Genomic DNA, 14,909 nt, shown 5'->3' with positions numbered 1-14,909 from the left:
TTTTGCTACACTTGAACGTATAGATTGTGAGAGAGGGCTGGCTTATGAAATCGCCTTATACCGAGCAGGACCCCGCTAAACGAGAAGCGGACAAACGCATTCATTTTACACTTCGGATCAATATTTTTTTCTTCGCTACTTTTGCCCTGTTTTGTGTGCTTATCGTTAAACTTTCCTACCTTCAATTCGTTAAGGGCCCTGAACTTCAGATAGCAAAAACGAATGGGATGAATACAGATACGGCTATTCCTCCTATACGCGGCAATATCTTGAGCAAAGACGGCGTGCCGATTGCTTCTTCCAATTCAACAGAATCGCTGTATTTCCGTGTCGAAGGCGGTACCAAGAATCAAGATCCGATTATTGAGACAGCCAAGAAACTCGAGAAAATTCTGGGTGATCTCGGTGACAAGAATCTGCCGAAGATGACTATGGAAGATATTATGAAGGCGATGGATCTGGATTTTGACATCAACAAGCAGAAGATCAAACCCAAAACGCCTTATTCGGAGCCGAGAAGAATAAAAGCCAATTTAAACAAGGAAGAGGTTGCTTACCTTCTTTCCCACCGGGATGAGCTTCACGGCGTGGAGGTTGTCGAGGAAAGCATCCGCATGTATGATCAGCGGAAAATAGCTGCCCAGCTCGTAGGCTACTTGAAAAAATACGATGATACCGCAAATCTTAATTTTTATAAGACCAGGCAGGACCAAGGCTATTTGCTGCGAGAAACGGTTGGTTTTGACGGGCTTGAGATGATGTATCAGGATGAACTTCGCGGAAAGCCGGGCAAGAAAATTTATCCGGTAAACGCGGCCGGTAAAATTGTCGGCAACGGGACTTTGGAAAAACCGGAGAAAGGGAAGAATCTCCGGCTAACTATAGATACCAACGTGCAGCTCGCTGCCCAGCAGGCTATTATGGATCAGCTGAAATGGCTGCACAGCCCGCCGTCCGGGTATGCGAAGTTTGCCGCTCCATACGCTCGTTCCGGTTACGCGGTAGCGATGGAAGTCGATACGGGCAAAGTGGTCGCTATGGCCTCCATGCCGGACTACGACACCAATTTGTGGACGGGTGGAATGTCTACCGAGACGTATAAGCAGCTTGAATATTTTATCAATAACGGAACCATCCGGACTTCACCGGCCAATTTTCCGGAAAAAGAGCAGAAGAAACATCCGTCTTCCCTCGTATATCTGGGATCGACGATCAAGCCTCTTAGTGTGTTAGTAGGACTTCAAGAAGGATTTCTAAGTCCCGGAAGCACTTATAACGACACCGGATCGTTTTCGTTCGGTAAAGATAAAAGTACGATACGCAACTCGGATGGCCACAGCTACGGATACATGGGTCCCACAAGAGCGATTGAAGTATCCTCAAATACTTACATGTCCGCTATGATAGGAATTCCTTTCTATAACAAGTATCAAAAAAAATCGGGTGAGTTGTGGGATAAACACATGGCGGAATTCGGTCTGGGCGTTCTGACAGGCAGCGGGTTACCCAGAGAAATAGAAGGTTTCTCAGAAATCGATGCCGCCGCCAAAACGAGTAGTTATCAATCCGCCATGGTTTATGCCTCCTGGGGACAAAACGAAAAGTACACCACTTTGCAGCTAACTCAATTTGCCGCTACCTTGGGCAGCCGCGGCAAAAGAATGAAACCGCAGTTCGTGGAAGAAATTCTCGATTCCGACGGCAAGGTCGTCAAAGGCTACGAACCGGAGATTCTGAATCAAGTCGATCTTCCCAAAACCTACTGGGATACGGTCATTAACGGGATGAAAAGCGGAGCGGAAGGCATCGACAAACTGCCATATCCGGTAGCCCGTAAAACCGGTACTTCGACGCAGCAGGTTTCTGGCGGAACTGTCGATAACGCGGTGTTCATTTCCTTCGCGCCCGCTCAAAATCCTAAGCTGGCTGTTGCCGTAGTCGTGCCGGAAGGCGGTTACGGCCGTTACGGGGCGTCACCGATCGCGGCCAAGATTTACGAAGCCTACGACCAGTACATCGGCGGCCTCAGCACACCCAAAAAATAATAACGGCACAAAAATAGCATCGGCTTCCATTTCGTTCTTGGTCAAGAACAATGGAAGCCGATGCTTTGTTAGGTCGACGTCGTCATTCTGCATAGTCAAATCCACCCTTTTTTACGGAAGAGTAGGAACATGCACAGCCCGAGTACACCCATAAATCCGAAAATGAATAAATCCGCATAAGGAACAGTCAGCAGTCCGAGAATGTCGGTGAAGTTCATTCCGAAAATACCGGTGATGAAGGTCAGTGGCATAAAGATCGTGGTCAGTGCGGTAAAAATACGCATGATTTCATTCGCGCGGTTCGCTACGCTGGACTGATAAGCTTCTCGTAAGTTGCCCATGAGATCGCGGAGCGTATCGAAGGTGTCGACGATTTTGACGGCATTTTCGTGAATGTCGCCGAAATATTTTTGCAGCTGGTTATCGATCAGCTTCAGTTCTTTGCGGTTTAGTGTCGCCACAACGTCGCGCTGCGGCACAAGCATTTTTTTCAGCCACAAAATTTCCCCGCGGAGACCGACGATCTCGTTCAAATGGGATTTTTTCGTGTGCATCAGGATATCTTCTTCAAGCTTCTCGATCTTATCTTCGATCCGGTCCCCGACAATGACGTAGTTGTCAACGACAAGGTCAACCAGATGATACAGGAAGCGGTCCGGGCTGTTAACCTCTTCATCCCAAAGAAAGGGCTTGATGGCACGGAGCTCCTGGATTTTCTGTCTCGTAACGGTAATGATGAAATGCCTGCCCAGAAAAATATTGAGTGCGCGAAGAAAGATTTCTTCATCATCAAACCGGATACTGTTGATTACAATAAAATAGTGCGTGTCGTAAATTTCGATTTTGGGCCGCTGTTCTTCTTCGCTGAGACAATCCTCTACGGCCAGATCGTGAAGATGGAAGAGCGGCTGCAGCTGCTCCAGATCGTCCACATCCGCATCGATCCAGTAAAAACCGGATTCGGGTGGTGTCAGCGCTTCGTGAATGTCTTCAACCAGCGTAAAAGCGCCCTTGTGTACCAGGCGTGTTTTCATCCGTTTCACCTCTTTATGCGAAACGGCGCACAGCACTCCGGTCCGTAGGGAAACTACGGACGCTGGAGTGCCGGCCCCGGTTCGCTGCTATTCGATTTTGATCGTACCGGGTAAAGCGTCTACTTCTCGGTCGGTCCCCGTCCATCCGTATGTTCCCCCCTTTATCATTCCGTGTCGAATATACTTGTCTAGTATATACCTACATTTTCCACGATTCAAGCATCAAACTCTGGTACTTTTCTCCTGTCAATCCCCGTAGTCTGGGGATTTTTTATCCTATGCGGGAGAAGGGTTTGAGGTGCGGGCGAACGATCGGACAAACAGCTTGGAGGGTTCATACGGAATGCGGCCTGCGCCAAAGAGGCAACCGTCATGCGACGCCACACATGCGCCAGTAGCCGCGAACGTTGTGAAAGACATCCATTTCTCTCTTAGCAAGTTTATTATGTGCAACTTTTCAAAAAGCACTTGACATTTGCCCGGTAACCATTAAGATAGGAGATAACTGAATAAACTTTCTTATCAAGAGTAGGTGGAGGGACTGGCCCGATGATACCCGGCAACCGACATTGTAACCCCCGAGGGGCAATGCACGGTGCTAATTCTTGCGGGAGCCGTATGAATAGCGGCTTCTGGGAGATGAGAGAGGAGCATGTTGCATAGGGATGAACAGGCCTTTCTCAACTTTTTGAGAGAGGCCTGTTTTGATTTCTTTCGAGGAGGAATGACCGATGCCGATTAAAATACCTGATAATCTTCCGGCTAAAGAAGTGCTGAACCAAGAAAATATTTTTGCGATGGATGAGACGGTTGCCTACCATCAAGATATCCGCCCTCTGCGGATTGCGATTCTGAATCTGATGCCGACCAAGGAAACGACGGAAACCCAGTTGCTGCGCCTCCTGTCCAATACGGCTCTTCAGGTCGAATTTGTCCTGCTTCATCCTAAAACCCACACTTCCAAAAACACTTCTCCCGAGCACCTGGAGATGTTTTATAAAACGTTTGAAGATATCAAAGACGAAAGATTCGACGGAATGATCATTACCGGGGCACCCGTTGAGCAAATGGATTTCGAGAATGTTCATTACTGGGATGAGCTGAAGAACATCATGGACTGGAGCGTAGACAACGTAACCTCGACGCTTCATATATGTTGGGCTTCCCAGGCCGGACTTTATCATCATTTCGACGTGCCGAAGTACACGGTGGACAAAAAAGTGTTCGGTGTTTTCCCGCACATCATTGCGGAAGAGAACGTGAAGCTGCTCCGCGGGTTCGACGAGTTTTTCTTCGTTCCCCAGTCGAGACATACGGAAGTGCGCCGTGAAGACATCGAGAAGGACGGACGGCTCGTGATTTTATCGGAATCGGAAGAAGCCGGCATCTATATCGTGGCGACGAAGGACGGCAAGCAAATTTTCGTAACGGGACATTCCGAGTATGATCCGTTGACACTGAAATGGGAGTACGACCGTGACGTCAATAAAGGCATGGACGTGGAGATCCCGAAAAATTATTATCCGAACGATGATCCGAGCAAGAAGCCGATGATCACGTGGAGAGCGCATGCGAATCTCCTGTTCTCCAACTGGCTGAACTATTACGTTTACCAGGAAACGCCGTATGATCTTAATGCGGGTCGTGAACTCAGCGCGCTTAGTGCCTGTCTATAGTATAGAACGAATGATACCTAAAGGAGAGATTCCACGCATGAACATCGAAAGTCGATTGGCCCAAATCGGTTCGGTTTCCGAACCTGTGACCGGAGCGGTGAGCTTCCCTGTGTACCAGGCAACGGCGTTCCGCCATCCGCGTCTTGGAGAAAGCACCGGATTCGATTATGCCCGCACGAAAAGTCCGACCCGCAGTGTGCTGGAGGACGCGATTGCCGATCTGGAATCCGGAGACGCCGGCTTTGCCTGTTCCTCCGGCATGGCGGCGCTGCAGACCATTTTCACGCTGTTCAGCCAGGGGGACCATCTGATTGTATCTCTGGACCTTTACGGCGGTACATACCGCCTGCTGGAGCAGATCATGTCCCGCTTCGGCGTGAGCGCTTCCTATGTGGACACCAATGACGTCGAAGCGCTGGAAGAAGCCTGTCGTCCGAACACGAAAGCGATTCTGATCGAAACGCCGACAAATCCGCTCATGATGGTCACGGACTTGAAGCTCGTCTGCGGCTGGGCCAAGAGTAAACAGCTTCTCTCCATCGTGGACAATACGCTGCTCACTCCTTATCTGCAGCGTCCCATCGAGCTTGGCGCGGATATCGTCATCCACAGCGCGAGCAAATATTTGGGCGGCCACAATGATGTGCTGGCCGGTCTGATCGTGACCAAGGGGCAGGAGCTTTCGGAACAAATGGCGTTCCTGCACAATTCCATCGGCGCCGTGCTCGGCCCGCAGGACAGCTGGCTGCTCATGAGAGGGATGAAAACGCTCGCTCTGCGCATGGAACGGCATGAACATAACGCAACGGCGATCGCCCGTTATTTGCAGTGGCATCCGCTTGTAACGGATGTATACTATCCGGCGCTCGAATCCCATCCGGGATATGCGATCCAGAACAGGCAGTCGTCCGGCAACACGGGAATTTTCTCCTTTAAAGTAACGGATGCGCGTTTAGTGGAGCCGATTCTGAGGCACGTTAAACTTATTGCGTTCGCGGAAAGCCTGGGCGGAGTGGAGTCGCTTATGACGTACCCGGCTGTTCAGACGCACGCCGATATTCCTCTGGAAATCCGGGAAAAAGTAGGCGTCGACGACCGGCTGCTGCGTTTTTCGGTCGGCATCGAACATGTGGACGATCTTATTACCGACCTGGCGCAGGCGCTCGAACAGGCACAGGCAGAGGTGGAAGGAGACAAACAGGCGTGAGTACCGACAAAAAACTAGGCACGAAAATCATCCACTTCGGTGGAGAAATCGATAAAACGACGGGCGCTTCCAGCGTTCCGATCTATCAGGCATCTACCTTTCACCATTTCTCGCTGGATAATCCGCCGGAGTTCGATTATTCCCGTTCGGGCAATCCGACCCGTCAGGCGCTGGAAGACTATATCGCTCTGCTGGAAGGCGGAGCGCGGGGATTCGCGTTCGCTTCCGGGATGGCGGCCATTTCATCGGCCTTCTTCCTGCTGTCGAGCGGCGACCATGTAATTTGTACGGAGGATGTGTACGGCGGAACGTACAGGCTGCTTACCGCGATTCTGACCCGGATGAATATTGAGACGACGTTCGTCGATATGACGGATCCGGAGAAGGTCAAGGCGGCGCTGAAGCCGAACACGAAGGCGGTCTTCTTGGAGACGCCGTCCAATCCGACGCTGAAGATTACGGATATCGCGGTCATCTGCGCGTGGGCGAAAGAAAACGGGCTGCTTACGATGCTCGACAACTCTTTTATGACGCCGTACTATCAGCGTCCGATCGAGCAAGGCGTCGATATCGTGCTGCACAGCGCCACGAAGTTCCTGAGCGGTCACAGCGACGTGCTGGCCGGCCTGGCCGTGGTGGCTAACGAGAGTCTCGGCCGCCGCATGAAGCAGATCCAGAACGGCCTAGGCAACGTGCTCGGCCCGCAGGACAGCTGGCTGCTTATGCGCGGCATGAAGACGCTCAAGGTGCGCATGGAAGGCTCCGAGCAGAACGCCCGCCGCCTGGCCGAATGGCTGGACAGTCATCCGGCGGTCGGGGCCGTGTACTATCCGGGGCTGCCGGACCATCCGGGCCGCGAGATTCACGAGAAGCAGTCGAGCGGCTACGGCGCCGTCGTCTCGTTCGACGTGAACGGGGGCGAGCGCGCCAGGAAGCTTCTAAGCGAGGTCAAGATCCCGCTGGTCGCCGTTTCTCTGGGCGCGGTCGAGAGCATCTTGTCCTATCCGGCGATGATGTCCCATGCCGCGATGTCGCGCGAGGTGCGGCTGGAGCGGGGAATTACGGACGGGCTCGTGCGGTATTCCGTCGGTCTGGAAGACATCGACGATATAATTGCGGACCTGGACGCGGCTTTATCTCATCTGCAGGGATAAGCGGCTGTCTGAGGGCTCGAAAGAAGCAAGCGCAAGTGGGTATATTCCGTTCGGATGAAACGGGTGCCGCTTCGCTTGCTTTTTCTTTTTTACCGAAATCAAGTACGAAAGATAGCCGAAAGGCCTATTTTTCCCGTAGCCGGATTTGGGGCGTTATGTTACAATGGTGATAATGTTTTTTTATACATGTAACTTTTTTCACATAGTATATCGTGAGCCGCGAATTCATACCTAAATTCGTGTGCGGAAGTCAGAAAGGAGTGAATGCCATGAATCCGATCGACCGCATTTTGGATAAATCCCTTGCAGGCGGACGAATTGATCTGGAGGAGTGTGTCACACTGCTCGAATCCGACCAGATCGAGAAAATGGGTCATGTCGCTAACCAAATTATGCTGAAGCACCATCCTGAACCGATCACCACGTTTGTAGTAGGCCGCAACATCAACTACACGAACGTTTGTGACGTTTATTGCAGATTTTGTGCATTCTATAGAGCTCCCGGTTCTACGGAAGGATACGTACTTACCAATGAAGATATTTTCCGCAAAATCCAGGAGACGCTGGATGTAGGCGGAACCGAGATTCTGATGCAGGGCGGCACGAATCCGGATTTGCCGTTCAGCTACTATACGGATTTGCTGCGCGAGATCAAACAGCGCTTCGATATTACGATGCATTCTTTCTCTCCGGCGGAAATCTGGAAGATGAAAGATGTGTCGGACGGCCTGTCGCTGGAAGAAGTGATCCGTCAACTGCGCGACGCCGGACTGGATTCTCTGCCTGGCGGAGGCGCGGAAATTTTGGACGACCGCATCCGTATGAAAATTTCCAAGAAAAAAGGCTCCTGGCGCGACTGGATGGATGCCATGGAAACGGCTCACCGTCTGGGCATGAATACATCGGCGACGATGGTTTACGGTTTCGGCGAGACGATGGAAGAGCGCGCCATGCACCTGCTCCGCGTGAGAGAAGCGCAGGATAAGTGCATCCAGAACGGCTACGATTCGCTGGGCTTCCTGGCCTTCATCCTGTGGCCGGTACAGCCGGACAACACGAATTTGCGCGTAGAGAAAACGAAGCCGGAAGAATATCTGAAGATGCTGGCCATTTCCCGCATCATGCTCGACAATATTCCGAACTTCCAGTCTTCCTGGGTAACGATGGGCCCCGAAATCGGCCGCCAGTCGCTGCATTACGGCTGCAATGACTTCGGAAGCACCATGATCGAAGAGAATGTCGTTTCGGCTGCGGGGACTACCCATAAAGTGAACATTTCCTCCACGCTGGAAATGATCCGTGCCGCAGGCAAGATCCCTGCCCAGCGCAATACGAAGTATGAGATTCTCCGCGTGTACGATGAGAACTCGGTCGTTGAAAAAGATTTCATTATGCAGAACTAATCGTATCTAACATAGATTTCCCTTTTTCATAAAAGCAAAGGAACCCGGAAGCCGTCTACAACGGTCTTCCGGGTTTCTTTGTGTTTCAGTGGAGCCTGGCAATGAAGTCGATCCTTTAGAAATAGGCGGTACTTAATACCGGCGAAGTTTCACATGGAACATGATCGATTTGCCGCGGCTCTCCGCCCAAATGCGGCCGTCATGAGCTTCGACGATGCTGCGGGCGATGGCAAGGCCTAGCCCGGAGCCGCCTGTATCCGAGGAACGTGCGGCATCCATCCGGTAAAACCGGTCAAACAGGCGATCAAGCTCCGCTGTTTCCGTAAGATCACTTTCGTTGATCACCGTCACTTTGACGTCGTGGCCTTCTTCCTGGACGATCACCTCGATGGTGCTTGGTTTGGGGCTGTATTTGACCGCATTCGTAAGCAGGTTTTCGAAGACGCGGATCATCTGATCCGGGTCCATGGAGACGAACAGCCGCAAAGGCGGGAGAACGAGGCGGAGGGTGAGGCCGTTCTGTTCCGCGATCGTGATATATTCCTCCGAAAGCTGATAGATCAGGTCGTTTACGCAGACCGATTTTTTGGCGAGCGGCACGCCCTCGTTCGTCATCCGGCTGAATTCGAACAGCTCGTCAATGAGAATTTTAAGTTTTTCCGCACGCCCGTAAGCGATTTGCATATAATTCGCCGCTTGCTCCTCGTCTCTATAATCCTTGTCCTTCAAAAGCCGGAGGTAACCGATGATGAGCGTAAGCGGCGTGCGGAGATCGTGGGAAACATTGGTGATCAATTCGTTTTTCAGCCGCTGGGATTTGCGCTCTTCTTCCAGAGAATGCTGAAGATCGAAAGCCATGGAATTCATATGTCCGGCGAGCACGCCGAGCTCGTCACGGCTTCTTTCGGGAACCCGGTGGGCGAGATTACCTTGGGACATTTGAACAAGACCCTGCGCCATTTCTTCGATAATCTGCATTTTTCGCCGGGTGATCCAATAGAAGAGTCCCAGGAAGGTAGCGATCCCGGCGATCAGGGGAAGAGAGGTATCCTGCTCGTAATAAGAGATCTGAGCTTCCGGAATCGCCTTGGCTACGAGATACGACTGGGCCCCGTTCAGGGTAATCGGGTACATGAACGTGAACTCGCGGTTTTCCCGACTCTCCCGGAATGTTCCTCCCGAATCCATGGCGCTGCCGATCAGCTGCGGGATATCGAACCGGCTTTCTCCGCTTCCTTTTGTTCGGTACAGTACCTTGCCGGCCGCGTCGATAATATAGAGCGATTTTCTTCCGGGCCTGTCGGCTTCGTCGTCCAGAAGAGACTGAATATCCGCCGGATTTACCGGAAAAAAGGAGGGCGCCGGCTGCTCGTCGGCTTTGCCCGGTGTCGGCGTTTTTTTGCTGTCCGCTCCCGCTGCGCCTGGACCGGCAGGCTCCGGAGCGGCTTTGCCGTTCGTACCCGTTCCATCCGGGACGGCGGATTCCGGCATAGGAGACGGGGCAGCCGATTTCGGCACGGTGGAAGAGCCAGAACTTCCGGAGTCCGCCTGATGATCCGGTCCGGAGCCGATACCCGTACCGGTACGGGTACCTCCGGTCTCCTTCGGGTCTTGGACTTCCGGTTCGGAGACCGGCGACTCCTTCTGGACCGACTCCTTTTTAGCGGCAGGATACCTGTCGGCGTCGCCGCCGTACTTTTGAATCTGTTCGATGCGTTCCACAAGGCGGTGAACCTGGTTCTCCGTAATCTCTTTGTCCTGAATATAAGAGATGCTGCTTGCCGTCCGCCAAGATTTAGTAAGCTCGGACACCAGGCCCCCGGCCGCGGCCGCGACCCCTATACATAGAGCGAACGCCAGAATAAGCTGCATTCGTATGCTGCGCATTACATTCTGCTTGCACAAAATAACGGGACGAACGATGCCGCGCACCAGTAGCCCCCATATCTTCCCGAACATCCGGCTTCGATTAGGTTTCAATTTTGTAGCCTACCCCCCAAACGGTTTTGATGTATTTCGGCTGCCTCGGGTTGGTCTCCACTTTTTCCCGGATTTTGCGGATGTGCACCATCACGGTGTTATCCGATTCGAAGTACGGGGTGTTCCAGACCGTTTCATAAATGCGCTCCGTACTGAACACGATTCCCCGGTTGCGCCCCAGCAGCTCCAGGATTGAAAATTCCCGGGGAGTCAGTTTGACCGGCCGCCCCTCGACATGTACTTCGTGCGTAGCCGTATCAATGATCAGATCGTCCAGCTCGATACGGTTTGAAAGCGTTTCGGATGGCATGGGGGCGTTTAATCTTTTATACCGGCGCAGTTGGGATTTCACCCGTGCCATCAACTCGAGCGGATTAAACGGTTTCGTTAAATAATCGTCCGCCCCGGCGGTTAATCCGAGGATTTTGTCCATATCCTCGCTTTTTGCGGAGAGCATCAGGATGGGCATGTTTTTCTCCTTCCGGATTTCCAGACACGCCTGGACACCATCCATACGGGGCATCATAATGTCGAGGATAATCAGATCGACCTCCCGGCTTTTCAGCACATCCAAGGCTTCCAGGCCGTCCCCGGCCGAAACCGTTTCATACCCCTCGTTGGTTAAATAAATACGGATGAGTTCCACGATCTCTTTTTCATTGTCCACGACCAGAATCGTCTCTTTTCCCATAACCTGCGCTCCTTTATATGCCGGAAAACGGATGCCGCCGCGTAACCGGACCCTGCTTTCCCTTTATTCCATTCGTATAAAACAAGCTATTGTGACGTTAGCACAGGAACAAGGGGTTGGCAATTCCGTTATTCGGGGAGCGGCACCTCCATCAACAAGCTTTCATAGGGATTATTATAGGAGATTGTTCTTAACAAAACCGCGCTGAATTTCTTAAGGAATGTTTAAGATCGGCCTTATTTTCCCGAATTGAACGGCCATTGGACATGTCAAGAGTTGGTTGTATATCCGCCTCCGGCCGACCATATACTTTTAGAAGGAATTCAGCGTCAGGAAGGAGTGAGCCCATGTCTTTCGTACAGTTTGTATTCAACAATTCCGCCGTATTTGATATTTCTGCGCTGCAAAGCCGGATAGAAAGCCGCCTAGCGCTTCTGAATCAGGAAGGAAACCCGGTCCGGGTCGTCCGTGACACGTTGGAACAGTGCACGATGCTGCGGATAGAGGGAACGATAGGCGGTAAAAAGCATCAGCCGAAGCCCGAATCCGTTATCGAAGCCGCGGCTGCGGCCGCCGCCGAACAAATCGTGGAGGGTGAAGAAGAGAGGCTGATCCGGAAGCTGCTGGTGAATACCTTTCATTATAAAGATCCTGAAGAAGCGGCTAAAATCGGCCGTTACTGCCGCCAATTCCTGAACGGAGAGGAAGAGGGAGGAAGCGCCGCGGGCGAATACGGCCTGGACGATTACCTGGACTGGGGGCCAATCGACGGCATGAAGCTCCGGTCGGGCAAGATCAGCGAGCCTTTGAAAGCTCTGCTGCAGGAAGGGCAGTCCGTAAACTTGCCCGGTTTCATTACGTTTCGGCTGCAGGAATACATGGACGAGCTGAAAGAGGTCGTCGAGTACGCCATCGACGAATATGTAATGGACCAGCAGTATCAGGAATTTATTTCTCTGCTCCAGTATTTCGTCTATATCCAGGAAACGAAGACGGCAGCAGCTCATTTGATACATAAGGAAGGCGCCGAATTTACGATTCTGGATGAACATATGCAGCCGATCGACACCAGTAAGATGGAAGCGTCCTTTACACTGGAAATGATCGAGAAGGATATCAGCTTCGAAGATATGATCGTCTCGACGCTGATTTCGGTATCGCCGGCGACGATTTATATTCACACGCGGGAACCGGATCTGCCCGTTATCCGCACGATTATGCAGATTTTCGAGTCCCGCGCCACTATCTGCTCCTACTGCGGAATATGCCGCACGAAGCTGGCGGGAAACTCGGACAGCGGGTCTCCGTCCCCCTTGACCTGATTCCGCGGCAGGCTTATAATGAGGGAATCAAAGGCTTTGACCGAAGATACGAACAGCTTGTAACACTGCTGCCAGAGAATGGGGACCCGGCTGAAATCCCCTGCAGATGTACGGCATGTTTACCCCTTCGAGAGCCGCAAAGCGGAAACCGAACAAGAGCGGACGCAGGACGTCCGGTCCGGAAGTAAGCTTGGCCGATTCATTCCCGTTACCGGATGCTGAATGAGGATTCGTCCGCTTAAACCTAAGCGGTGAATCGAATGAGGGTGGAACCACGAGTCGAGCGCACTCGTCCCTTTCGGGATGTGTGTGCTTTTTTGCGCTCTTTTTTTGAAATTTATAGAGCTAGGGAGCTGACGAATCATGATTAAACTAACTTTTCCGGACGGTTCCGTGAAAGAATACGCCCCGGGTACAACGGTTGAACAGGTAGCGGAATCCATTTCCACCGGCCTCAGAAAAAATGCGGTGATCGGCGTAGTGAACGGCCGCCAGGTCGATTTGAACGCTCCGATCGAAGAGGATGCCGAGCTTAAAATCGTAACGCTTGATTCCGAAGAAGGAGTCGAAGTGCTGCGCCACAGCACCGCCCACTTGATGGCCCAGGCGATCAAACGCTTGTATGGGGAGCGGGCCGTGAAGCTCGGCATCGGACCTGTCATCGAAGACGGATTCTACTACGATATCGATATCGAAAATCCGCTGACGCCGGAAGATCTGACGAAGATCGAGAAAGAAATGGCCAAGATCGTTCAGGAAAACCTGCCGATCGTCCGCCGTGTGGTCAGCCGCGAAGAAGCGATCGCGATTTTCGAGGAGCTCGGCGATCCGCTTAAGCTGGAGCTGATCCGCGACCTGCCGGAAGACTCCGTGCTGACCATTTACGATCAGGGCGAGTTTTTCGACCTCTGCCGCGGACCGCATCTGCCTTCCACCGGCAAAATCAAGGCCTTCAAGCTGCTGAGCGTTGCCGGTGCATACTGGCGCGGGGATTCCAAAAACAAGATGCTTCAGCGCATCTACGGAACGGCATTCCCTAAGAAAGCGGAATTGGACGAGCATCTCCATCTGCTTGAAGAAGCGAAGAAGCGCGACCACCGCAAGTTGGGCCGCGAGCTGAAAATGTTCACGTTCTCCAAAGAAGTCGGCCAAGGACTGCCGATCTGGCTTCCTGCCGGAGCCAAAGTACGCCGCATTATGGAGCGCTACATTGTCGATCTGGAAGAGCGCCTGGGCTATCAGCACGTCTATACACCGGTACTGGCTAACGTGGAGCTGTACAAAACAAGCGGCCACTGGGATCACTACCAAGAGGACATGTTCCCGACAATGGTTATGGACAACGAGGAACTCGTTCTCCGTCCGATGAACTGCCCGCACCACATGATGGTGTACAAGAGCGACATGCGCAGCTATCGTGAGCTGCCGGTCCGTATTGCGGAGCTCGGTACGATGCACCGCTACGAGATGTCCGGCGCACTGACCGGGCTGCACCGCGTACGCGCGATGACGCTGAACGACGCGCATATTTTCTGCCGTCCCGATCAGATCAAGGAAGAGTTCGCCCGCGTCATCAACCTGATCCGTCATGTGTACGAGGATTTCGGCATCAAGGATTACCGTTTCCGTCTGTCCTACCGGGATCCGAAGGATACGGAGAAATATTTCCCGAACGACGAGATGTGGGAAATGTCTCAGCGCATGCTCCGCGAGGTTGTGGAAGAAATGAACCTGCCGTTCTACGAAGCGGAAGGGGAAGCGGCTTTCTACGGTCCGAAGCTGGACGTTCAGATTCGTACGGCGCTGAAGAAAGAAGAAACGCTCTCCACCGTTCAGCTGGACTTCCTGCTGCCGGAGCGTTTCGAACTTGAATATATCGGCGAAGACGGCCAGAAGCACCGTCCGGTCGTTATCCATCGCGGCATCGTTTCCACGATGGAACGGATGACGGCGTTCCTGCTGGAAAACTACGCCGGAGCCCTGCCGACCTGGCTGATGCCGGTGCAGGCCAAAGTCATTCCGGTATCGCCGTCTTACGAGGCGTATGCCAATGACGTGACGGAGAAGCTGCTTGCGGCCGGAATCCGCGCGGAAGCGGACAACCGCAACGAGAAGCTCGGCTACAAAATCCGCGAAGCACAGCTGGAGAAGACGCCGTACATGCTCGTTGTAGGCGAGAACGAAATGAACTCCGGCACTTTGTCCGTCCGCAAACGCGGCGAAGGCGACCTGGGCGTTCACAGCCTGGCGCATGTGGTCGGCCTCATTCAAGAGGATGTCGCGAACAAGTCCAGATAAGCAGGCGGCTGCTATAGCGCTTTGGAGCCATACGGCCGCAGCGCCGGTTTTCTGAAAATAGCGTTTATAAAACCGCAAAAACAGGGGGAACCTCAATAG

10 protein-coding genes and 1 riboswitch are annotated in these 14,909 nt (G+C 52.6%); of the genes, 7 read left to right on the top strand and 3 right to left on the bottom strand.

Translation table 11 applies throughout. The annotated features are described in order from the left end of the window. Positions 1-44 precede the first annotated feature (44 nt). Complete coding sequence (locus AC2TF6_RS23125) at positions 45-2,045, top strand: peptidoglycan D,D-transpeptidase FtsI family protein (protein WP_491308677.1); 2,001 nt, start codon at positions 45-47, stop codon at positions 2,043-2,045. A 95-nt stretch (positions 2,046-2,140) separates the two neighbouring features. On the opposite strand, the gene corA is transcribed toward AC2TF6_RS23125, so the two are convergent. Next, positions 2,141-3,079 carry a magnesium/cobalt transporter CorA gene (gene corA, locus AC2TF6_RS23120; protein ID WP_016423862.1) on the bottom strand — a complete coding sequence of 313 codons (939 nt, stop codon included), beginning with the start codon at positions 3,077-3,079 and terminating at the stop codon, positions 2,141-2,143. Between the two features lie 516 nt (positions 3,080-3,595). Further along, positions 3,596-3,725: riboswitch (SAM riboswitch) on the top strand. A gap of 85 nt (positions 3,726-3,810) precedes the next feature. On the opposite strand from corA, the gene metA reads away from it, so the two are divergent. From metA to mqnC, 4 genes are all read left to right on the top strand, one after another. Continuing rightward, complete coding sequence (gene metA, locus AC2TF6_RS23115; protein WP_491308676.1) at positions 3,811-4,755, top strand: homoserine O-acetyltransferase MetA; 945 nt, start codon at positions 3,811-3,813, stop codon at positions 4,753-4,755. A gap of 37 nt (positions 4,756-4,792) precedes the next feature. Beyond that, the gene (locus tag AC2TF6_RS23110) at positions 4,793-5,962 is read left to right on the top strand and encodes a PLP-dependent transferase (protein ID WP_491308675.1); all 1,170 of its coding nucleotides are present in this window, start codon (positions 4,793-4,795) and stop codon (positions 5,960-5,962) included. Beyond that, on the top strand, positions 5,959-7,116 hold the full coding sequence (locus AC2TF6_RS23105) for a trans-sulfuration enzyme family protein (RefSeq protein WP_009676217.1): 1,158 nt from the start codon (positions 5,959-5,961) through the stop codon (positions 7,114-7,116). Before AC2TF6_RS23110 ends, AC2TF6_RS23105 begins: the two co-directional genes overlap by 4 nt. A gap of 269 nt (positions 7,117-7,385) precedes the next feature. After that, complete coding sequence (mqnC, locus tag AC2TF6_RS23100; RefSeq protein WP_009676122.1) at positions 7,386-8,519, top strand: cyclic dehypoxanthinyl futalosine synthase; 1,134 nt, start codon at positions 7,386-7,388, stop codon at positions 8,517-8,519. A gap of 132 nt (positions 8,520-8,651) precedes the next feature. Here the strand turns inward: mqnC and AC2TF6_RS23095 are convergent, their stop codons facing one another. Continuing rightward, entirely contained in the window at positions 8,652-10,499 is a 1,848-nt protein-coding gene (locus AC2TF6_RS23095) for a sensor histidine kinase (protein WP_491308674.1), read from the bottom strand. Beyond that, positions 10,489-11,190: a response regulator transcription factor gene (locus AC2TF6_RS23090; protein ID WP_009676132.1), complete on the bottom strand. Its 702-nt coding sequence runs from the start codon at positions 11,188-11,190 to the stop codon at positions 10,489-10,491. The genes AC2TF6_RS23095 and AC2TF6_RS23090 overlap by 11 nt, the downstream gene beginning before the upstream one ends. 347 nt (positions 11,191-11,537) lie before the next feature. Between AC2TF6_RS23090 and ytxC the strand changes: the two genes are divergently transcribed. Both ytxC and thrS read left to right on the top strand, forming a co-directional pair. Beyond that, positions 11,538-12,512, top strand: a complete 975-nt coding sequence (gene ytxC, locus AC2TF6_RS23085; RefSeq protein ID WP_491308673.1) for a sporulation protein YtxC — start codon at positions 11,538-11,540, stop codon at positions 12,510-12,512. A gap of 363 nt (positions 12,513-12,875) precedes the next feature. After that, positions 12,876-14,810, top strand: coding sequence for a threonine--tRNA ligase (gene thrS, locus AC2TF6_RS23080; RefSeq protein WP_491308672.1), 1,935 nt, complete (start codon positions 12,876-12,878; stop codon positions 14,808-14,810). Positions 14,811-14,909 lie beyond the last annotated feature (99 nt).

Source organism: Paenibacillus sp. JNUCC 35, from assembly GCF_058269095.1.
Note: the sequence above shows the minus strand (reverse complement) of the source record. Positions and strands in the feature narration are given on the sequence as shown.

Coding starts and splice junctions, on each gene's coding strand:
- AC2TF6_RS23125 (WP_491308677.1), top strand. CDS start 45: ATGAAATCGCCTTATACCGAGCAGGACCCCGCTAAACGAGAAGCGGAC.
- metA (WP_491308676.1), top strand. CDS start 3,811: ATGCCGATTAAAATACCTGATAATCTTCCGGCTAAAGAAGTGCTGAAC.
- AC2TF6_RS23110 (WP_491308675.1), top strand. CDS start 4,793: ATGAACATCGAAAGTCGATTGGCCCAAATCGGTTCGGTTTCCGAACCT.
- mqnC (WP_009676122.1), top strand. CDS start 7,386: ATGAATCCGATCGACCGCATTTTGGATAAATCCCTTGCAGGCGGACGA.
- ytxC (WP_491308673.1), top strand. CDS start 11,538: ATGTCTTTCGTACAGTTTGTATTCAACAATTCCGCCGTATTTGATATT.
- AC2TF6_RS23090 (WP_009676132.1), bottom strand. CDS start 11,190: ATGGGAAAAGAGACGATTCTGGTCGTGGACAATGAAAAAGAGATCGTG.
- thrS (WP_491308672.1), top strand. CDS start 12,876: ATGATTAAACTAACTTTTCCGGACGGTTCCGTGAAAGAATACGCCCCG.
- corA (WP_016423862.1), bottom strand. CDS start 3,079: ATGAAAACACGCCTGGTACACAAGGGCGCTTTTACGCTGGTTGAAGAC.